At 51.5% G+C, this 20,802-nt stretch carries 15 protein-coding genes; 5 read left to right on the top strand and 10 right to left on the bottom strand.

What is annotated here, in order from left to right; genetic code table 11:
- Nucleotides 1-238 precede the first annotated feature (238 nt).
- Complete coding sequence (gene mgtA, locus U6B65_09385; protein ID WRS26555.1) at nt 239-2,872, top strand: magnesium-translocating P-type ATPase; 2,634 nt, start codon at nt 239-241, stop codon at nt 2,870-2,872.
- A 297-nt stretch (nt 2,873-3,169) separates the two neighbouring features.
- The gene (locus tag U6B65_09380) at nt 3,170-5,206 is read left to right on the top strand and encodes a sodium-translocating pyrophosphatase (GenBank protein ID WRS26554.1); all 2,037 of its coding nucleotides are present in this window, start codon (nt 3,170-3,172) and stop codon (nt 5,204-5,206) included.
- Nucleotides 5,207-5,276: 70 nt separating this feature from the next.
- Here U6B65_09380 and U6B65_09375 read toward each other — a convergent pair whose 3' ends face one another.
- Nucleotides 5,277-5,912, bottom strand: coding sequence for a hypothetical protein (locus U6B65_09375; GenBank protein WRS26553.1), 636 nt, complete (start codon nt 5,910-5,912; stop codon nt 5,277-5,279).
- On the opposite strand from U6B65_09375, the gene U6B65_09370 reads away from it, so the two are divergent.
- Nucleotides 5,899-6,078, top strand: coding sequence for a hypothetical protein (locus tag U6B65_09370; protein WRS26552.1), 180 nt, complete (start codon nt 5,899-5,901; stop codon nt 6,076-6,078). The two genes, U6B65_09375 and U6B65_09370, sit on opposite strands and share 14 nt — an antisense overlap.
- Nucleotides 6,079-6,171: 93 nt before the next feature.
- On the opposite strand, the gene U6B65_09365 is transcribed toward U6B65_09370, so the two are convergent.
- From U6B65_09365 to U6B65_09325, 9 genes are all read right to left on the bottom strand, one after another.
- Nucleotides 6,172-7,818, bottom strand: coding sequence for a glutamine--tRNA ligase/YqeY domain fusion protein (locus U6B65_09365; GenBank protein WRS26551.1), 1,647 nt, complete (start codon nt 7,816-7,818; stop codon nt 6,172-6,174).
- Between the two features lie 41 nt (nt 7,819-7,859).
- Nucleotides 7,860-9,509 carry a glutamate--tRNA ligase gene (gltX, locus tag U6B65_09360; protein WRS26550.1) on the bottom strand — a complete coding sequence of 550 codons (1,650 nt, stop codon included), beginning with the start codon at nt 9,507-9,509 and terminating at the stop codon, nt 7,860-7,862.
- A 569-nt stretch (nt 9,510-10,078) separates the two neighbouring features.
- Nucleotides 10,079-11,740, bottom strand: coding sequence for an ATP-binding protein (locus U6B65_09355; protein WRS26549.1), 1,662 nt, complete (start codon nt 11,738-11,740; stop codon nt 10,079-10,081).
- A 121-nt stretch (nt 11,741-11,861) separates the two neighbouring features.
- Entirely contained in the window at nt 11,862-12,542 is a 681-nt protein-coding gene (locus U6B65_09350) for a response regulator transcription factor (GenBank protein WRS26548.1), read from the bottom strand.
- A complete protein-coding gene (phoU, locus tag U6B65_09345) occupies nt 12,539-13,186 on the bottom strand; it encodes a phosphate signaling complex protein PhoU (protein WRS26547.1) in 648 nt (215 codons plus the stop codon). Before phoU ends, U6B65_09350 begins: the two co-directional genes overlap by 4 nt.
- Entirely contained in the window at nt 13,186-13,935 is a 750-nt protein-coding gene (gene pstB / locus U6B65_09340; GenBank protein ID WRS26546.1) for a phosphate ABC transporter ATP-binding protein PstB, read from the bottom strand. The genes phoU and pstB overlap by 1 nt, the downstream gene beginning before the upstream one ends.
- Nucleotides 13,936-13,978: 43 nt before the next feature.
- A complete protein-coding gene (gene pstA, locus U6B65_09335; protein WRS26545.1) occupies nt 13,979-14,848 on the bottom strand; it encodes a phosphate ABC transporter permease PstA in 870 nt (289 codons plus the stop codon).
- On the bottom strand, nt 14,845-15,714 hold the full coding sequence (pstC, locus tag U6B65_09330; protein ID WRS26544.1) for a phosphate ABC transporter permease subunit PstC: 870 nt from the start codon (nt 15,712-15,714) through the stop codon (nt 14,845-14,847). Before pstC ends, pstA begins: the two co-directional genes overlap by 4 nt.
- 66 nt (nt 15,715-15,780) lie before the next feature.
- Nucleotides 15,781-16,719, bottom strand: coding sequence for a substrate-binding domain-containing protein (locus tag U6B65_09325; GenBank protein WRS26543.1), 939 nt, complete (start codon nt 16,717-16,719; stop codon nt 15,781-15,783).
- Between the two features lie 1,098 nt (nt 16,720-17,817).
- Here U6B65_09325 and U6B65_09320 point away from each other — a divergent pair.
- On the top strand, nt 17,818-18,858 hold the full coding sequence (locus U6B65_09320) for a LacI family DNA-binding transcriptional regulator (protein ID WRS26542.1): 1,041 nt from the start codon (nt 17,818-17,820) through the stop codon (nt 18,856-18,858).
- 49 nt (nt 18,859-18,907) lie between these two features.
- Nucleotides 18,908-20,689 (top strand): diguanylate cyclase, encoded by a 1,782-nt coding sequence (locus U6B65_09315; GenBank protein WRS26541.1) that lies wholly within the window; start codon nt 18,908-18,910, stop codon nt 20,687-20,689.
- Nucleotides 20,690-20,802: the final 113 nt, after the last annotated feature.

Here is a 20,802-nt window from a genome sequence, read left to right as displayed (position 1 = left end):
CATAAAGGGCGCAGCAGCGCAGGGCAAGCGGCGAGCCATGCTTTATCGGGTATGGTGAAGCCTTTTTGTCTGCGTGCAACAACAGCGCCCTTTGGGGCGCTTTTTTGCTGCCCTTTTACCCGAACAAACGGGAAAAGGGATTTTTGCATGCTTTTGATGCAGGTTAAGGCCTGCCGGTAATTGTATAGAAGCGCCGCTGTATTTTCCTGAACCATTTTAGGAAAGGCGGTATATGAATATGAAGAACAACAAACGCTTAAATGACCGGCTGCGCCAGGAAATCGAACAAGCACTCACAGAGGCCTCCCGGCTGGAGGAAAAGGCCTTATTTGCCCGGTATGAAGCCACAGCAGAAGGCTTTAGCACCTTGCAGGCCGAGGAGCTTTTGGAGGATAAGGGCACCAACACCATTGCGCAGGAGGCGCCCCGCCCATGGGCGGTGCGGCTGCTGCTGGCCTTTGCCAATTCCTTCAATTTTGTGCTGATGGCGGTGGCTGCGGTCTCTTTTGTCACAGAGGTTTGGCTGGTCAGCCCGGAAAGCCGCTCTTGGGCTACTGTGCTTATTATTGTGGCTCTTATATTGGTTTCGGGTTTGCTCCAGTTTTTTCAGGAGGAAAAATCCGATGGTGCGGCCCGCAGGCTTAAAGAGATGGTATCCTCCAACACTTCGGTGCTGCGGGATGGCCGTTTTCAGGAAATTCCCATGGCGCAGCTTGTGCCGGGGGATGTGGTTTCTCTTTCGGCCGGGGATATGATTCCCGCCGACCTGCGGGTTTTAACCGCTAAGGATTTGTTTATCAGCCAGGCGGCTTTGACCGGAGAATCGGAGCCGGTGGAAAAGTTTTCGGAGGCTCCCGACCAGGAGCACAGCTTTATGGAAATCCCCAACATTGCCTTTATGGGAACCAATGTGATCAGTGGGGCGGCAACCGCCTTGGTGGCTGGCACAGGGGATAATACCTATTTTGGCACCATCGCCCATTCTCTTGCAGGCCAGCGGGCAGCAACCAGCTTTGAAAAGGGCATTGCCGATGTGAGCCGGGTTTTGCTGCGCCTGATGCTGCTGATGGTGCCGATTATTCTGGTGGTCAACGGTGTCACCAAAAAGGATTGGCTGGGAGCTCTGCTGTTTGCCATGTCGGTGGCGGTGGGTATCACCCCACAGCTTTTGCCGGTGATTATGACCAGCACCTTGGCCAAGGGCGCTTTGGCCATGTCCAAGCACAAAACCATCGTGAAGAACCTGCCTGCCATCCAGACGTTTGGTGCTATGGATGTGCTGTGCACCGATAAAACCGGTACCCTTACCGAAGATCGCATTGTGCTGGAGCGCTATCTGGATATCCACGGTAACGAGGACCAGCGGATTCTGCGCCATGCTTATCTCAACAGCTATTTCCAGACCGGGTTGAAAAACCTGATTGATCTGGCTATCATTGAGCGTTCCAACCGGCAGGGAGCGGAGCAGTGGCGGCAGGAGTATACCAAGGAAGATGAAATTCCCTTTGATTTCAACCGCCGCCGTATGTCGGTGGTTCTGCGGGATGGAACAGGCAAGCGCCAGCTGATCACCAAAGGTGCGGTGGAAGAGATGCTGGATATTTGTGCCTTTACCGAATATCAGGGGGAAGTCACGCCCCTGACCTTAGAGCACCGTGAGAGGGTGCTGGCTCTTTCGGATAGTCTCAATGAGCAGGGCTTGCGGGTGCTGGCCATTGCCCAGAAAAACCATGTCAGCGATGTGGAAACCTTTGGTGTGGCCGATGAAAGTGAAATGGTGCTCATTGGCTTTGTAGGCTTTCTTGACCCCCCAAAGGAATCCGCAAAGAAGGCATTGGCCGCTCTTTCGGAGCACGGTGTGCGTGCCATTGTGCTCACCGGCGATAACGAAAAGGTTGCCCGCACCGTTTGCCGCCATTTGAATATGCAGGTGGACCGCTATCTCATGGGCGATGATGTGGCCGCCATGACCGATGAGGCTCTGAGCGCATCTTTGGATGAGGTCAATCTTTATGCCAAGCTTTCTCCGGCGCAAAAATCCCGTGTGGTGCGCCTTCTTCAGCAAAAGGGACATACGGTGGGCTATATGGGGGATGGCATCAACGATGCCCCCGCTCTGCGGCAAGCGGATATCGGCATCTCGGTGGATAGCGCCGTGGATATCGCCAAGGAAAGCGCCGATATTATCCTGCTGGAAAAAAGCCTCATGGTGCTGGAACAGGGTGTTCTGGAGGGGCGGCAGACCTTCGGCAATCTGGTGAAATACATCAAAATGGCAGTCAGCGGTAATTTTGGCAACATGTTCAGTGTGCTCATTGCCAGCGTAGCACTGCCCTTTCTGCCGATGCTTCCCATTCAGATTTTGGCCCAGAACCTGCTGTATGATTTTTCTCAGATGGCAATTCCCTTTGATCGGATGGACCCTCAGTATATCCTGCACCCCCGGAAGTGGGATGCCCGGGACATTCAGCGGTTTATGTACTGCCTGGGGCCGGTTTCTTCCCTGATGGATATTCTCACCTTTGTGGTGCTGTATTTTGTTTTTGGCTTCAACACCCCGGAAAAGGCGGTGTTTTTCCAGACAGGCTGGTTTATGATGGGGCTGTTATCCCAGACTCTTGTGGTGCATCAGATCCGCACAGCCGGGTTGCCCTTTACACAGAGTCGGGCTTCGGCGGCGCTGACCGTTTCTACCTTTGCGGTTGGGATTCTGGCACTGGTGATTCCCTATACCTTTATCGGCACTGCACTGGATATGCATCCTGTGTCCTTTACCTTCTTCCCTTGGCTCTTGGCGCTGATGCTTCTCTATTTCGCCTTGGTACAGGTGGTTAAAAATTGGTATATCCGCCGATATGGCAATTGGATTTAGTTTTTCAACCGATTTAACCTAAATTTATAAATTTCTGGATTTTGCAGGAAATTAAATAACATCTTTCGCCTCCAAATTCGCTGTTTTATCAGCAAAATTGGGGGTGTTTTTTTGTAGAAAAATGTCGAATTTTCATTTTGGTTAAAATATACAACGTGATCACGCCACATTTACATTTTGTTAATTGATTATTAAAAAATTGAATGTTTTATATAAAAACAGTTGATTTATATAAATACATATGGTACATTTACAATAGGAAAAGTTGGCGAATTATTAAATAGGGAGGGTCTTTTTATGAACATGCTATGGCCAGTCATCGCAATTTTAGTTTCACTAGCAGCTTTCGGGGTTGCGGCCTATTTCTATCAGTGGGTCAGCAAACTGCCGACAGCCAACCAAAAGCTAGAGGATATCGGTCTCCTGGTAAGAAACGGCGCTTTTTCTTTTTTGCGGAAGGAATACAGAATATTGGCCGCTTTCATGGGGTGTGTGGCCGCCATTATTTTCCTGTGTTTCCCTAAATTCATTGGACAGGGTTCGGTTTTAGAAAATCTTGGAATGGCTCTTGCTTACATATTTGGCACCGTGGCTTCCGCATTTGCAGGCTGGATTGGCATCAGCATTGCTACCATTGCCAATATAAAAGCGGCCACAGCGGCTACTGAGGGCATTAAGCCTTCCTTCTTGGCTGGCTTCCGTGGCGGCGCTGTTATGGGCATGGCCGTTGTGGGAACCTCCTTGATGGGTGCGGCTATCATGTATCTCATCACCGGGGATGACAGCTTGGTGCTGCCTTTCAGCTTCGGCGCAAGCTCGCTGGCATTGTTTGCCAAGGCGGGCGGCGGTATCTTCACAAAAGCTGCGGACATTGCCGCTGACCTTGTCGGTAAAGTTGAATTCGGCTTTGAAGAAGATGACCCCCGCAACCCTGCCGTTATTGCCGATAACGTGGGCGATAACGTAGGCGACGTTGCCGGTATGGGCGCTGACCTTTTTGATTCCAACGTGGCGGCTATTGCGGCGGCTATGGTTATTGCCATGGGAGCAGGCCGCATCGATATGATTTTCTGCTATGGTGCGCTGGGGCTGTTGGCCTCCATCATCGGTGTTCTTTGCTCTCGGGTAGGCAAAAAGGAAAACATTTCCGCCACCCTTAACAATGGCACCTATCTGACCTGTGCACTGTTTACCGTGTTCTCCCTGATTGCCACTGTTGTCTCCGGGTTCCCTATGGCGATTTGGGGCTCCTGCATCATCGGTATGGGTGTGGGCGTGCTTATCGGTGTCAGCTCCGATTTCTTCACCGGAGACGACAGACAGCCTGTTAAAATGGTTGCCAAGGCCTGCGAAGCTGGCCCTGCCTTTACCATTCTTACCGGTTTCTCCTATGGCTTGATCAGTGCGTTCCCTGCGCTGGTTGGTATTGGTCTGGCTGCTCTGATTTCTTACAATCTGGCCGGTATGCTGGGTATTTCCATGGCAGCAATCGGCATGCTTTCCATCGTGGGTATGATCACCTCCAACGATGCTTACGGCCCTATCGTGGATAATGCCCGTGGACTTGCTGAAATGGGCGGTCTTGGCGGCAAGGTTCTGGATATTACCGATGAGCTGGATTCCGCTGGCAACACGGCCAAGGCCATTACCAAGGGCTTTGCCATCGGCGCCGCTGGTTTAACTGTTATCTCCCTGCTGGGTGCCTTCCAGGAAATCGTTGCCCGCCAGTGGGAGGCGCTGGGTATCACCGAATCGTTTGTGTTCGATCTGATGAACCCCACCGTTTTCTTTGGTATGCTGGTGGGTGCCAGTGTGCCCGCTGTTTTCTCCGCCATGCTGATTATGGGCGTGGACCGCAACGCACAGCGTCTGGTGGGTGAGATTCACCGCCAGTTTACCAGCATTCCCGGCCTGAAAGAAGGCAAAGAGGGTGTTCTCCCGGATTACAACGCCTGCATCGATATCGCCACGGTCGGCGCAATCAAAGAGCTGATTCCTGCCGGTCTGGTTGCCATTCTCACCACTTTGGTGGTAGGCTTTGTGGGTGGCGTTCACGCTGTAGGCGGGTTCCTCACCGGCAACATCACAATTGGCCTTCTGCTGGCTATGCTGATGTCCAATGCGGGCGGCCTTTGGGATAACGCTAAGAAATACATCGAATCCGGCCATAACGGCGGCAAGGGCTCTCCTGCCCATAAGGCTGCGGTTATTGGCGATACCGTGGGCGATCCCTTCAAGGATACCTCCGGCCCCTCCATCAACACCCAAATCACCGTGGTGTCGCTGGTTGCATCGCTGGCCGCTGTCCTGTTTGTTCAGTTCTCTATCTTTTAAATAAAGCACATCTTCCATAAAAAAAGTCCGCCTATCTGATCAGTTCAGATAGACGGACTTTTTTATAATGTTACTGGGATTCCAATAAAAATGATTTAAAGTACTTAGCAATTTCAATAAGCCTCGCTTTTTCGATAGCGAGTGTCTCCCCGCTGAACAGCACTTGGCTTGGCTGGGAATAGATAGGAGCCGGGTCAAAGCGCACGCTTTCTATAATGGGAGACCCTTCGGCCCAGCTGACGGTCATCTGCACAGATGGCCCATCCACAGCACCGGTTCCAGTGCCCGTTGCCTTGGTAACGGATATATGAAGGCTTTGTGAGGCCTTATTCCAGATGGCAGTGCCTTCATTCCGATTGGAGAATTCAGGGATAGTATCCAAACACGCAAAATACAAAGAGGTGGTATTTTCTGAGTGGGTCAGCTTGGTGTATAATTCCGGCTCGCTGTGTGCTATGGAAGCATATTCAATCAGCTCCATAGAATTTTCGCTAAGCCAAAGACCGCTGTTATAGCTCATATCCAGAATCCATATACTGCTGTCTAAGATGTCCACTGCAATCTTAGAAACTATCTTCCCTTGGTAATTTACATCAAAGGTATAGCACTCCGGTGAGAGAAAATCTTTCTCATCAGTGGCAATGGTCTTTTGCCCGGAAAATGAAAGGGATACCTCAGGCGGATAGTAGGATATGGATTTATCCAATGCATTTTCTCGGGTTATATTAACTGGAGCGGTTATCGGTGCATCGTTAGAGGAAAAGACTGGTTGGGGCTTCTCCGCCATGGAAGCAGAACAGGCCGACAGAAAAAGCAAAGAAGCTAGCAAAGGAATAAAGGCTTTCACCGGCGTGATCTCCTTTCTTGTATAAATTCTTCGCCGCAGATTAGCATAAAAGCATACAGCAACAGCCGGAACAAAAGCCCTTGGCAGCTTTTGTTCCGGCTGTTCCCACATTCCGTGTTTACAGCTTAAAGCTGTCTTTCAGGGTTACAATGCGGTTGAAAGTGTTTTTGTTGTGTGTATCCATGCAGAAATAACCCATGCGCACAAACTGGAACCGATCCCCGGGCTGTGCCTCGGCCAGAGAAGCCTCCAGCTTGCAGCCGGTCAGCTTGGTGAGGGAATTGGTGTCAATATAATCCAGATAGTTGGCATCCTCGGGAATGTCGTTGACATCCTCAAGGGTAAAGAGGTTATCATACAGGCAGATATCCGCCTCTACACAATGAGCGGCGCTAACCCAGTGAATGGTGCCCCGCACCTTGCGGCCATCGGCAGTAGGCCCGTTTTTGGTTTCCAGATCGCAGGTGCACAGAAGCTGGGTAATGTTGCCTTGCTCATCCTGCACAACCTCGTTGCACTTGATGATGTAGGAGCCCATAAGGCGAACCTCGCCATCCAGCCGTAGGCGCTGGTATTTGGGCGGGGGATCCAGCGAAAAATCAGAATCTTCGATATAAAGCTCCCGGCTCAAGGTAACCTCACGGCTGCCGGTTTCTGGCTCCACAGGGTTGTTGGGGATGGGGAAGGTTTCCTCCTGCCCCTCGGGGTAATTGGTGATCACCACCTTGATTGGTTCGGTAACGGCCATGCGCCGGAGAGCGGTGCGGTTCAGCTCCTCGCGGATGCAGTATTCCAGCAGGCGAAGGTCCACAATGCTGTAGGTCTTGGCCACGCCTGCCCGTTTGACAAATTCCAGTATGGAGGAGGGGGTGTAGCCCCGGCGGCGCAGACCGCACAAGGTGGGCATACGGGGGTCATCCCAGCCGTCTACCCGGCCGGTTTCCACCAGCTCCCGCAGATAGCGCTTGGACATAACCGTATGGGTCACGTTGAGGCGGGCAAATTCATACTGGTGGGGCTTTTTCTCGAAGCCGATGTTATCCACCACCCAATCATAAAGGGGGCGGTGATTCTCAAACTCAATGGAGCAAAGGGAATGGGTGATGCCCTCCAAAGCGTCCTGAATGGGGTGAGCGTAGTCATAAAGGGGATAGATGCACCATTTATCTCCCTGCCGGTGGTGGCTCACATGAAGAATGCGGTAAATAGCCGGGTCACGCATGTTCATGTTGGGGGCGGACATATCAATCTTAGCCCGGAGGGTGCGGGTTCCGTTGGGGAATTCCCCTGCCTTCATCCGCTCAAACAGGTCAAGATTTTCTTCCACCGAACGGTTGCGGTAAGGGCTTTCTTTGCCCGGCTCGGTGAGGGTGCCCCGGTATTCCCGCATTTCGTCGGCGGAAAGGTCACAGACATAAGCCTTGCCCTCTTTGATCAGCTGAATGGCAAATTCATAGCACTGGTCAAAGTAATCGGAGCCATAAAAGATGCCGCCGGTGGGGTCAGCACCCAGCCAGCGCAAATCCTCCTCAATGGAGCGGACGTATTCATCGTCTTCCTTCACCGGGTTGGTATCGTCGTAGCGCAGGTTAAACAGCCCGCCGTATTTTTGGGCAGTGCTGTGGTTGACCCAGATGGCCTTGGCACTGCCGATGTGCAGATAGCCGTTGGGCTCAGGAGGAAAACGGGTGTGAATCTGGTGGGGAAAGCCTGCCTCTATATCCGCATCCACAATGTCGTATATAAAATTGGTAATGTCACTCATTGGTGATCGCCTCCGCAATTTTGTTGGTTCCGTAGGGTTGGTTAAAGAGCCTGCACAGCCGCCTTGATTCTGGCAATAACCCGCTCTGCCCCCAGCAGGGACATAACCTGATGCAGATCGGGGGAATTCTGTCGGCCGGTTACCGCAATACGCAGCACCATGCTCACATCACCCACGTGGCCGCCGAAGGCCTCGGGGTTCTTTTTGTATTCCTTCATATTGGAGGCAAAGCCGATGGAATCGGTCAGCCCCCGGATGGCCGCAAACCAAGCGTCACTGTCGTGGTCGGGGTTATACAGCGCAAGATATGCGGTGAGAATCTCCTTAACTTTCTCCTTGGAGAGAGCTTCGGGATAGGCGGTGTAATCAGGTTGGAACAGGCTGTCATAGAAAAAGTTCATGTAGCTCTTGGCCTCACTCCAGACAGTCAAATCCTTGCGGGGCTTGGCGCCGCCCCGGCCGATGGAGAGAATGGCCTTGGCGTAATCCGCATCACCGGTGAGCAGAGAGGCAAATTCCGGGTCAAAGGTCTCAGCCCACTGGGTAAGCAGGGTATAGACCTCCTCGGCGCTCATGCGGGAAAGCACGTTTTTGGAGACATCATCCAGCTTGTCCATATCAAAGAGGGCACCGGAAACGCTCATTTTCTTGATCGAGAAAGGGAACTTATCCAAAGGCTCGCTGGGGTTGGCAATGCGCCATTCCTCAAAGTTGGAATTGAGCAGGGTGAGAATGTATTCCTTCAGGGCTGCAATGCAGTAGCCCTTTTCCTTGTAAAAATCCAGCGCCAGCTCGGGATCCTTGCGCTTGCTCAGCTTGCGCTTGGAGCCGCCGTCCATTTTCATCAGCTGGGCGGTGTGCAGATATTTGGGCAGCTTCCAGCCCATAGCCGAAAAAAGCTGCACATGAATGGGCAGGGTGGCCAGCCATTCTTCGCCACGCACCACGTGGGTGGTGTGCATCAGGTGATCATCCACCACATGGGCGAAATGGTAGGTGGGAATGCCATCCGATTTGAGCAGCACAACATCCTGATCGTTTTCAGGGAATTCCATAGCGCCTTTCACCTGATCGGTGAATTTTACCCGGCGCTCGAGACTGCCTTCGCTGCGGTAGCGGAGCACAAAAGGCTGATTCTGTGCCAAGCGGCTCTGGATATCCTCCATGGTCAGGTCACGATGGAGGGCATATTTGCCGTAGTAGCCGAAGTTTTCTTTCAGAGCGGCCTGCTTTTCACGCAGAGCGGCCAGCTCTTCCTCCGAACAGAAGCAGGGGTAAGCCCTGCCCTGCTCCACCAGCCATTTGGCAAAGGTTTGGTAAAGCTCCACACGCTGTCGCTGTCGGTAAGGGCCATAGGAGCCGTTATCTCCCTCCAAGGTTGCACCCTCGTCAAAGGGAAGCTGGTAATCCTCGAATACATTCAGAATCTTTTCAACACCGCCGGGAACCTCCCGCTTTTGGTCGGTATCCTCAATGCGCAGAAAAAAAACGCCGCCGCTTTGGTGGGCCAAGCGTTCATCCGCTACAGCGCCGAAGAGATTGCCCAAATGCATAAAGCCGGTGGGGCTGGGGGCGATTCGGGTTACCTTTGCGCCCTCGGGCAGAGGTCTGGCCGGATAGCGGGCTTCGATTTCCGCAGGCGTGGTGGTGATATGGGGGAATAACAGTTGAGCCAGGGCGATGTAATCCATGGTGATGCTCCTTTTGGCATATTCCTAACAAGGCCATTTTACTATATTTGGCGGCCTTTTTCAACCAAAGATAACCATTCACAGTGCATTTCCCTTAGTTTTGGATGACCAGCAGACGGATATACACATGCTTTCTTTTTGAAAAAAAGAAAGCACGCAAAGAAAAACCTCTTACTTTCTTTTCGAAAAAAGAAAGTAAGCAAAGAAAAACCACTTCGGGCTTAGATATATATAAAGTGAAGCACTTCCGCCCGACGGCAGAACCAAGGATAAAAAAAGACTGTCCCTTTTCCCTGCCGGAGGCTGGAGGGGGTTCATGGGGGAACTAGTTCCCCCATGAGGCGCTTTCTGGCTGAAGCTTGCGAATGCCACTTGTGCATTTTCCGCAGAAAATGCAAGCGCCTGAAAGTATGTGCCAGCCGCACGGCATGAGTGCGGAAGTGAAAAGTGCTCACTCTGTTAAACCATGAAAACTATTTTAAATGTTCCATCTTACCCTAAGAAAAGGTTAAACACGCAAAAATCCCCGAAGCATTTCGCTTGAAACACTCCGGGGATTCAAAACCAACCTACCGGGGTAAAGTAACCGTAATCTGTGTGCCGATACCCGGCTCACTGGCAAGGGCAACCTTTCCGCCGTGGTAAAGAGCGGCATGCTTGACAATGGAAAGCCCCAGCCCGGTGCCGCCGGTGATGCGGGAGTGGCTTTTATCCACCCGGTAAAATCGCTCGAACACCCGGCTTTGATGCTCCTTGGCAATGCCGATACCCGTATCCGAAACACTGAGGGAGATCCCTGTATCCAGCGATTCCACTTCTATATCCACCCTGCCGCCGATGATGTTGTATTTAATGGCGTTGTCGCAAAGGTTAAAAACCATATCCTCCAAAATGCGGGGGATACCGGAAACAACACCCGGCTGGCCGGTAACCGAAACGGTCAAGTTTTTGCTTTCGGCAATGGAGGCAAGGCGGCCCATCACTGCATTGGAAAGCTCCAGCAAATCCACCGGCTCTCTTTGCACATCTCCGGCGGATCGCTCATCCAAGCGGGAAAGCTCCATAATATCCTCTACAAGAGCAATCAACCGTTTGGCTTCACTATAAATGCGCCCTGCAAACTGCTGCATATCCTCGGGCTTTACCAGCCCATTCTGCATGATCTCCGCATAGCCGGAAATGGAGGTGAGCGGGGTTTTCAGCTCGTGGGAAACATTGGCGGAAAACTCCCGGCGCATCTGCTCATTTTGCAGCTTTTCGGTGATATCCAGCAGCAGCAAAACCACACCGGTGACCTCGTCGCTGCGGCGCACCGGGCTGACCAAAAGCTGGAACTGCCGCCCATCCATGGAGAGAACCTCTTCCCATGAATTGCCCTCCAAAGCCTTTTGCACCGAGCTTTGAAGCGCTAATGAGCGGTTGAGGTTGAGGATGTGCTTGCCGATATAATCCTGCTCCCCAAGCTCCAAAGCACGGCGGGCGCTTTGGTTGATGGAAAGCACCGTGGCCTGCGGCCCCAGCAAAATCATACCCTCGCTCATATTTTCGGAAATGGCACTGAATTCATCTTGATTTTCCCGCAGTTGGGAAAGCTGTTCCCGGATTTGAATGCGCTGCTTATCAATACGGCGCAGCAAAGGGGAAAGCTCATCGTAAACGTCATTGGAAAGAGGGTCCTCCAAATTCAGAGTGTTGATGGGGTGAATCAGCTTGGCGGTGAGCCGCTGGGCCAGAATGGCGGCCAGCATCGCCGAAAGAATGCTCACCAGCACCAGCAGAGGCAGATACCGCAGCACCGAGCCATAAACGCTGGCCACTTCACCGGTGACACGCAGAACGTTGCCGTCATCCATGACCACGGCATAATAATAGCTTTGGATCGCCAGCGTTTTGGAAAGCCGCTCCGCCTCGCCCTGACCCTCTGCCAAAGCGTGGGCAACCTCGGGCCGATCCCGGTGGTTCCCCATGGCGGAGGCATCCTGATCACTGTCGTAAATCACAAAGCCATCGGGGGCAATCAAGGTCAGCCGGTTGGTAATGCTGCCGATTTCCTTGAGATATTCCATCCCCTTCATGTTATAGGCGGCACTCACATAGGTGGCCTGATCATGAACGCTGGTGCGCATATGATCCAAAGAGCTTTTGTATAAGATTCCCGTGATGCAGATACAGGTCAGCAGAGCACTGCTGACTGCCACCAGACACATACCGCTGAAAATTCTGCGTTTCATGACCCATTCCATTCCGCCGCTGCGTAACGGCTTGCAACAATGTAAAGATAAGGCTCTCTGTCATACGCAGCCGATGTTTGACTGAGAGAGGGGAATGCGGAAGGCTTTTCCTGCTAAAAAATTAGGCAATGCCTATCCGGTAACCCACGCCCCGAACCGTTTCCACCAGATCACCCAGAGGAGCCAGCTTTTTGCGCAGAGAGCGGATGTGCACATCCACAGTGCGGGTTTCGCCGTCAAAGCTGTAATCCCAGACCCGTTCCAGAAGCAGCTCCCGGGTAAAGACCATGCCCGGGTTTTCCAGAAACAGCTCCAGCATTTGAAACTCCTTGATAGTCAGGGGAACCTCATTTTCCTCCACATAAACACTGTGGCGGGTGGGATCCAGCGTGATGCCGCCATAGCTAAGGGTTCGGGCAGAGGCTTTAGCGGGGGAGCAGCGGCGCAAAACGGCCCGCACCCGGGAAACCAGCTCCATCATGCCGAAGGGCTTGGTGACATAATCATCGGCGCCGCTATCCAGGCCGATGACTTTATCGTATTCAGTGCCTTTGGCGGTGAGCATGATGACCGGTATGGTTCGGGTGGATTCGTTTTCCCGAATGCCTGCCAGCAGGGACATTCCATCCCGGCCGCCGGGCAGCATAATATCCAGCAGGAACAAATCGGGCAGCTCTTGGCTCAGCGCCTTGTGGAGAGAATCACCATCGGCAAAGCCCCTGGCCTCATAGCCGCTGGAATTCAGGGTGTATACCACAAGCTCCCGGATGCTTTCATCGTCTTCCACCAAAAAAATTTTCATTCCTTGCCTCCATGGCGGCCGGTAATGGAGAACTCCACCCATTCCGCAATGTTGGTTGCATGGTCACCGATGCGTTCAAAATATTTGGCAATCATCAGCAGATCCAAAGCGTATTCACCCTTGGAGGGGTCTTTGCCGATAAGATCAATGATTTCAGCCTTGACCTCGTTGAAGCAGCGATCCACCACATCGTCATAGGCGATAACCTGCCGCACCAGCTCCAGATCCTGCCGGACATAGGCGTCCACGCTTTCGCTGACCATTTTAATAACAGCCTTGGCCATATCGTTGATGGAGAAGGTTTCGTCGCTGGCATGGATATTATCCATGCTGACAATTTCGGCAATATCGGCGGCCTGATCGCCGATGCGCTCCATATCGGTAATCATTTTTAGAGCGGAGGAAATTTTGCGTAGATCCCGGGCCACCGGCTGCTGCTGCAAAAGCAGCTTCATGCAAAGGGTTTCAATTTCCCGCTCCATATCATCGATGGAGGCATCAATGGAAATGGCCTTTTCCACAAGGTCGGTGTCGCCGCTGAGAAGCGCCTTGATGGCGCAGGCGATGGCGGTTTCACACATGGCTCCCATAGACATAAGCTCTGTGTGGAGTTTTTCAAGCTGAGAATCAAATTTGCTGCGCATTATCCAAACCTCCCGGTTATATAATCCTCGGTACGCTGGTCGGTGGGCATTGAAAAAATGGTTTCGGTCTCGCCGTATTCCACCATATCCCCCAACAGGAAAAAGGCGGTTTTATCGGAAATACGGGCTGCCTGCTGCATGTTGTGGGTGACCATAACAATAGTATACTGTTTCTTTAGCTCCACTGCAAGATCTTCGACCTTTAAGGTGGAAATCGGGTCCAAAGCCGAAGTGGGTTCATCCATTAAAAGGACATCCGGCTTAACAGCCAGTGCCCGGGCGATGCAAACTCTTTGCTGCTGGCCGCCGGAAAGACCCAGCGCACTTTTACGCAGGCGATCCTTCACCTCTTCCCAAATAGCGGCATCCCGGAGAGACTGCTCCACAATTTCATCCAGCTTGGCCCGCCCGTGAATGCCGTGGGTGCGGGGGCCGTAGGCAATGTTGTCATATACGCTCATGGGGAAGGGGTTAGGCTTTTGGAACACCATGCCCACGCGCTTGCGGAGCAGGTTTACATCCATGTGGCCGTATATATCCTCATCATCCAGCAAAACCTTGCCGGTGATTTTGCAGTTTTCCACCAGATCGTTCATTCGGTTCAGAGATTTGAGCAGGGTGGATTTGCCGCAGCCGGAAGGCCCGATAAAGGCGGTGATTTCTTTGGCGCTCAGCCCCAGATTGATCTTTTTAAGTGCTTGAAAGTCGCCATAAAACAGGTCTAAATCCTGTACTGTAAATTTATTCATTCTGTTCCCCTTTGCTTTATGTGAAATAGGAGCCTTTTCCTGCTCAGACTTTCGCGATGCGCCGGGCGATCCAGCCGGAAAGGGCATTGATGCAGACCACCATTAAAATCAGCACAACGGCGGTGGCGTAGGATTGGCCCACATACAGCCCCTCGCTGGAAAGGGCATACATATGCACAGCCAGGGTTCGGCCGGAGGCCAGCAGGTTTTGGGGGATGTTGGCTACTGTACCGGCGGTGTAAATCAGGGCCGCTGTTTCACCCACAATACGGCCGATGGCCAAAATAACCCCGGCCAGAATACCCGGCACAGCGGAAGGCAGCACAATGCGGAAAACCGTGCGCAGCTTACCGGCTCCCAGACCAAAGCTGCCTTCCCGGAAGGAGTCGGGCACAGCTTTAAGGGCTTCCTCGGTGGTTCGCATAATCAGAGGCAGAATCATAATGGAAAGGGTAAAGGCGCCTGCCAGAAGGGAGTAGCCCCAGCCAAGGGAGGTGACAAAGAACAGCAGGCCAAACAGCCCGTATACAATGGAAGGAATACCCGAAAGGGTTTCGGAGGTCATTCGAACCGCATTGACCAACTTGTTGCCCCGCTTGGCGTATTCCACCAGATAAATAGCGGCAAAAATCCCCAGAGGAGCCGCAATGAGCAAAGCAAGAAAGGTCATGGTGATGGTATTCACCAAGGCCGGGAACAGGGAGACGTTTTCCGAGTTATAGGTGAAGGCGAAAAGAGAGGGGGTCAGATAGGGCAGGCCCTTGACCAGAATGTACACGATAATCATAAGGAAAACGCCGACTGTAAGGATAATTCCGCCCAGAACCAGCAGAAAAAGAAAGAGAGAGAAGGGGCTGCGGCGGTAGGATTGCCATTTCTGCGCAAAGGTACGGTGGTTGATGCTGTTTTTCATTGGGCAGACCTCCTTCGCAGCAGACTCAGCAGCAGGTTAATGAGCAGGATAAAGACGAACAGCACCACGCCGGTGGCAATCAGGGCTTCCCGGTGGAGATCGGCGGCATAGCCCATTTCAATAACCACATTGGCGGTCAGCGTTCGTATTCCCATCAAAAGCCCGGCGGGCATGCGGGCTTGGTTTCCCGCCACCATAACCACAGCCATGGTTTCACCAATGGCACGGCCGATCCCCAGCACCACCCCAGCCCAAATCCCCGATTTGGCGGCGGGCAGTGTGACGAAGAAGACACTGCGTTCATGGGTGGCACCCAAGGCGAGCCCGCCCTCGTAGTAATTTTCCGGCACGGCCCGAATGGCGGATTCACTCACGGTAATAATGGTGGGCAGAATCATAATGCCCAGCAGCACCGAGGCGGTGAGAATGCTGGAGCCGTTGCCGCGAAAACCTAGTATTTCACCAAACAGCTTGCGGGAGGCAGGCACCAGCACCACCAGCCCGAAAAAGCCGTATACCACCGAGGGGATACCGGCCAGAAGCTCCACCATAGGCCCCAAAACCCGGTGTACCCGCTTAGGGCAGAATTTGGCCAGATAAACAGCGGCCAGAAGCCCCACCGGAACACCCAGCAGCACAGCACCCGCCGTGATATAAATGCTGCCGAGAATCATGGGCAGAATACCATAAATGTTGTTGCCGGGGCGCCATTCCTTACCAAGTAAGAAATTGGTTACGCCGATTTCTCCTATTGCGGGGAGCCCACCGGCGAACAGAAAAACGCAGATTAGCAACAGCGCCAGAATACAGGCACAGGCACACAGTAAAAATACAATCTTTAGGATTTTTTCCCGAGCTTGCTGCATACTTTTCACTCCATGGAAAACAGACTGAGACTTTCGTCACAGTCTGTTTTATTGAATTTTTGATCTTTAGCCAAGAATCTCTGCCCATTTCAGGGTTTCGCCGGTGAAGATGGAAGCAACCTGCTCGGGGGTCATGGATTCAACCGGGTTTTCTTTGTTGACAACAACCGCAATACCATCCATAGCGATGGTGGTTGGCTCAAGACCCTTTTCGATTTCGCTATCCTTCAATTCCCGGGAAGCCATACCGATATCGCAGATACCGTCGATAGCGGAGGTCATACCGGTGGTGGAATCACTTTGCTGGATTTCGATGGAAACATCGGGGGCGACTGCTGCATAGGCTTCTTTGAGTTTTTCCATAACCGGGGTGACCGAAGAGGAGCCGGCCACAACGATTTTGCCTTGCGGGTTTCCGATGGAGTAGGCAGGGGCGTTATCCAGCGAGATATAACCGCTCTTTTCAACAACGGCCTGGCCTTGGTCACTGAGGATAAAGGAGATGAAATCGGCAGTGGCGGAGCTGGCCTTTTTAGAGACTGCAACGTTAAATGGGCGAGAGATTTTGTAGCTGCCGCTTTTGATGTTGGCTGCAGTGGCTTCGGTTGCATCAATTTGCAGTGCCTTTACCGTGTCGTTGAGGGAACCCAGAGAGATATAACCAATGGCGTATTTATCGCCGGCTACAGTGGTCATCATAACCGAGGTGCTGTTGGTGATGTTGGCTTCCTGTGTGGTGTAATCTACCTTTTCGCCTTTATCGTTTTTCTTCTCAATTCCAAAAAGCTCGATGAAAGCGCCGCGGGTACCGGAACCATCCTCGCGGGAAACGACGTTGATGTGAGAATCGGTTTTAAAATCATTGGCTGCCGGTGCGGGGGCAGCGGGAGCAGCAGAAGGGGCAGGGGATGCACCGGAGGATTGTGCTCCACCCGAGCTGCCGCAGCCTGCCAGGCTGGCAGTGAGCAGGAGCAGTGCCAACACTATTACGGAAAGCCTTTTCATACTTATACATTCTCCTTCAATTACAAACAGTTTTTAGTTACAGCCTTATCTTATTCTGGCAATGTAAAATGCAAAAGAGAAGTTTTGTTAAAAACAGGTTAAATCCCTGAACGCTTTTTTGCCTGAGTTATACGTAAATATGCCTATAGAGCCAATTAATGGCATGTTCAGTGTTCCCATTTCTTTATAGAATATAAAACTGTGTTAAGAGAGAGGCTGGATGGTGTTCTAAAAACCTGAAATTATTCTGTAGCTTCTTGGGTAGTACACGGAAAAACAGGCATAAAGCTTTTATAAATCGACCTTTAAACAAACAAAGGCTTCGGGGAAAAAATTATAACCGAATTGCCCCTAAGTTATAGGCAATTGCGGCCGAAAGGGTAAATGAAGAAAGAAGGATGGTATTTACAGAGGAGTGTAATTACAATGAAAAAAGCGTTTTACCGTGCAGCCTTTCAGCAATCGCCGCCTTCCAGTGGGTAGATGAACAATCAGGCGCTTCTGCCGCTGAGCTTTTTTGAGCATCTGGGGCAAAATTACTTAAGTCGAGCTTGTGTTGAAGCGCAAAAAAACTCTAAATGAATCATAAGATGCAGAGGAATAAAAGGGAGTATTGGCAAAGAAATTAACTGGCGGATTGCAAAATCTAAACAAAAATTGGAAATTACATTTTAACATTTGTGTAAGACATAGAGGAAAACAGAAGAAAACAAGAGATGTTTCTATACATAATTTAATAATTGTGTATAGATAGAAGGAAGATAGAATTTTAAATTGTAATTTACATTATTTGCTGTACTTTAGTGTGGGAATAAGGTATACTATACTTAAAACATCGCGATTTTCAAAATAGAGATTTGTGGCAGTGCAGGGCACATTTTGGCCAGTCAGGTGAGCAGGAGCGGAGCGCTTCTGTATGCAGGTGAATCTCTTTTGGCAGGCAACACGTTCCGAGACTGTATGGTTTTTTCACCGGTGTGCGGTTTGCCCATAGAGTTTTAAAAAGCCAATAGAATCAGTCAACTTGAAAGTGCAGATGAGGCTGATTGAAAGGTGAAAATTTAGAAAATAGCTTGTCCTTGAAAGGAGGACTCAGGATTGGATAAACAGAAAGAAGGCGAAAAAATAAAGGAGCAGGGTGCCAAAGTCACCATATCCCAGGTGGCTCAGGCAGCAGGCGTATCGGTGGCAACTGTATCCCGAGTGATCAATCAATCGGCGGATGTGAGACCGGATACTTTTCGCCATGTGACAAAAATTATTGAGGAAATGGGCTATAGCCCTAGAGGAACTTTATCCTCCAACCGGCAGGGGGAACTGATTATTGCGGCAGTTCCCAGCCTGATGGATGGTTTTTATGGCCCCATTATCGACGGAATTCAGGCAGCCTCTGTGCGGCACGGCTATAGTCTTTTGGTGCACAACGGTGAGCTGACACCGGAATACTTCCCCGCCTTTAAGGTGCTGCTCAGCTCCACTCGGTCAGCCGGGCTGATTTCGGCATGCTACTTGGCCCCGGAGCTTTGGGCAAAGCTTTCCGGCCATATACCCATTGTCCAGTGCCATCAGTATTCGGAGGAATACGGCGGCTCCTTTGTTGCAGCGGATGATTTTTCCGCAAGCCAGAATGCGGGGGAGTATGCACTTTCCACCGGGCGGCGCAAGATCGCTATCATCAGCGGCCCGCCCCTTTACCAAAACACAATACGCCGCAGGCAAGGCTTTTTGGCGGCAGTTGAAAGCGCAGGTGTAACGGTACCGGTGGGTTGGCAGCTTTCCGTGCCTAAAACCAGCTTTCGTCTGGCCATGTTTTCGGCCACACAGATTCTTAGCGCCGCCCACCGGCCCAACCTGATCTATGCTACAACCGATGTGTATGCCGCCGCTGTGATCAAGGCGGCTTCTCAGCTGGGGCTGCGGGTTCCAGAGGATATTATGGTGATCGGATCGGATAACACGGATATTTCGGTCAGCACCAGCCCTTCCATTACCACCACCAACCTGCCCCGGTTTCAAATGGGGTATACCGCCTGTGATGTTCTGGCACAGCAGCTTTCTGAACCGGATACACCCTCCCAGCACATTTATCTGGGAACAGAGCTGATTATTCGAAATTCTACCTGTCTGACCCAGGAGTGAGTCAATACTGGGACCCCTGCTCTTGATGAGCATGAAACAGGGTGAAGCTATGACATATTCTTTTCTTGAAAACACCTTTAAAAATGCCCCTACCCCCATCGTGGTCTGCCGAAACAGGCCAGGTAACCCGCTGGTATTTGTGAATGTCAGTGCCAAGATTCTGATCAACCCCCTGCTTGCCATTGAGCACTTTGGGAAAGATCAGCAGGAGCTTGGCCTGAGCCAGCTGCTTCGATTCGAAAACCCGGAGGATATGGAAAACATTCTTTACAGCCTCACCAGCGTGGGTTTCATTCATCGGGTTAAGGCGCGTTTAATCAACTTTGAATCGGCGGCGGTGGAGGTTTCCATCTCCGGCAATCATATGGAGTTTCAGGGCGAGAATTATTTTATTCTGTATATTTCAAGGCGCAGCCATGCCGAGGCACGTGCTGTTATGGATACAAGCAATTTAATGTCCGGCATTTTTCAGGCGGCTTATCATACCCAGGATGTGGATGCAGCCATCAACAAGATTTTGCGTATGGTGGGGCGGTATGTGCGGGCCAGCCGGGCTTATGTTTTTGAAGAAATATCCGATACCATGACCCGCAACACCTATGAATGGTGTGCGGAGGGCATAGAGCCTGTTATTGATATGCTCCAGAACCTGCCCAAAGACTCTTATCCTTATGATTCCATTGTTGACAGTGGAGTGTATGTTACCGAGGACATCCAAACACTGCCGGTAAAAGACCGGGTGATTCTTGAGGCGCAGAATATCCGTGCGCTGGCCATTATCACTCTTTATCAAATGGATCGCCCGGTGGGATACATCGGCTTCGATGATTGTGTCGCGTGCCGCAAATGGAGCAGCAGCGAAATTCAGCTCCTCAAAAACACAGCCAGCGTGGTGGTTTCTTTGATAGCCCGGCGGGAAGCGGAGGAGCAAAGCCGCAGAAGCCGGGAAATCCTCCAAACCATCTCGGATAACATTGAAAGCGTTATTTATGTCAATACGCTGGATACTTATGAGATTACCTTTACCAACCGGGTGGTTGCAGATGTTTTGGAAAAGCCGGTGGACCAACTGATCGGCAAAACCTGCTGGCAGGTGCTTCAGGTGGGGCAGACCGGCCCCTGTCCCTTTTGCCCCATTCCCAAAATGATCGATAATAAGGGGAACATTCTGCGGGAATCCTACAGCTGGGAGTTTCAAAATACAGTCAATGGCCGTTGGTATTTAGCCAAGGATTCCATTATCCGCTGGATTGACGGGCGCAATGTGCACATTGAAACCGCTGTGGATATCACCGCGCAGAAGGTGCATGAGGAGCAGCTTAAATACTTTGCCTCCATCGATAACATGACAGGCGTTTACAATCGGGATCATGGCTACAAGCTGATGCAGAATTTAATTTCCAATGCAAGGCTTGTGCCGGCACCGGTCAGCGTATGCTTTGTGGATTTGGACGGCCTGAAATACATCAACGATACCTACGGCCACGATGCCGGAGATGAAATGATTACCGGGGTTATTGGTGCCATTCGCCAAAGCATTCGCCAGAGCGATGCGATCTGCCGCTGGGGCGGGGATGAATTTATTGTGCTGCTCCAATGTGAAACGGATGTGGCAGAGAGGCTGATTCTGCGGGCGCAGCAGGCATTGGAGGAAATTAACCTCTCGGAAAAAAGGGCTTACAAGCTTTCTTTCAGCTATGGTATTACCAGTTTGACACAAGACCCTCAGGCGAGCATTGATCAGGTGGTTTCATCGGCAGATAAAAAGATGTATGAGCAAAAAACCAGTAAGTATGCTAAGCGGGCCGCTGAAATAGCCGCCGGGTATTAAATACAAACCAGAAAAAGGGAAGCGGCTCGCAGAGCCGCTTCCCTTTCAAACTTTTATAGTTGTATAGGTTTAAAACCCCACTGGGGTTTTAAACAGCGGCGATCTGCCGCTAA

Source organism: Oscillospiraceae bacterium MB08-C2-2 (assembly GCA_035621215.1).
In the GTDB taxonomy this organism is placed as follows: Bacteria; Bacillota; Clostridia; order Oscillospirales; family Ruminococcaceae; genus WRAV01.
Note: the sequence above shows the minus strand (reverse complement) of the source record. Positions and strands in the feature narration are given on the sequence as shown.

Excerpts from the sequence above, each read along its gene's own strand:
- pstA (WRS26545.1), bottom strand. The coding sequence starts at position 14,848 with ATGAAAAACAGCATCAACCACCGTACCTTTGCGCAGAAATGGCAATCC.
- pstC (WRS26544.1), bottom strand. The coding sequence starts at position 15,714 with ATGCAGCAAGCTCGGGAAAAAATCCTAAAGATTGTATTTTTACTGTGT.
- U6B65_09365 (WRS26551.1), bottom strand. The coding sequence starts at position 7,818 with ATGAGTGACATTACCAATTTTATATACGACATTGTGGATGCGGATATA.
- gltX (WRS26550.1), bottom strand. The coding sequence starts at position 9,509 with ATGGATTACATCGCCCTGGCTCAACTGTTATTCCCCCATATCACCACC.
- U6B65_09380 (WRS26554.1), top strand. The coding sequence starts at position 3,170 with ATGAACATGCTATGGCCAGTCATCGCAATTTTAGTTTCACTAGCAGCT.
- mgtA (WRS26555.1), top strand. The coding sequence starts at position 239 with ATGAAGAACAACAAACGCTTAAATGACCGGCTGCGCCAGGAAATCGAA.
- U6B65_09370 (WRS26552.1), top strand. The coding sequence starts at position 5,899 with ATGGATTTATCCAATGCATTTTCTCGGGTTATATTAACTGGAGCGGTT.
- pstB (WRS26546.1), bottom strand. The coding sequence starts at position 13,935 with ATGAATAAATTTACAGTACAGGATTTAGACCTGTTTTATGGCGACTTT.
- phoU (WRS26547.1), bottom strand. The coding sequence starts at position 13,186 with ATGCGCAGCAAATTTGATTCTCAGCTTGAAAAACTCCACACAGAGCTT.
- U6B65_09315 (WRS26541.1), top strand. The coding sequence starts at position 18,908 with ATGACATATTCTTTTCTTGAAAACACCTTTAAAAATGCCCCTACCCCC.
- U6B65_09355 (WRS26549.1), bottom strand. The coding sequence starts at position 11,740 with ATGAAACGCAGAATTTTCAGCGGTATGTGTCTGGTGGCAGTCAGCAGT.
- U6B65_09350 (WRS26548.1), bottom strand. The coding sequence starts at position 12,542 with ATGAAAATTTTTTTGGTGGAAGACGATGAAAGCATCCGGGAGCTTGTG.
- U6B65_09325 (WRS26543.1), bottom strand. The coding sequence starts at position 16,719 with ATGAAAAGGCTTTCCGTAATAGTGTTGGCACTGCTCCTGCTCACTGCC.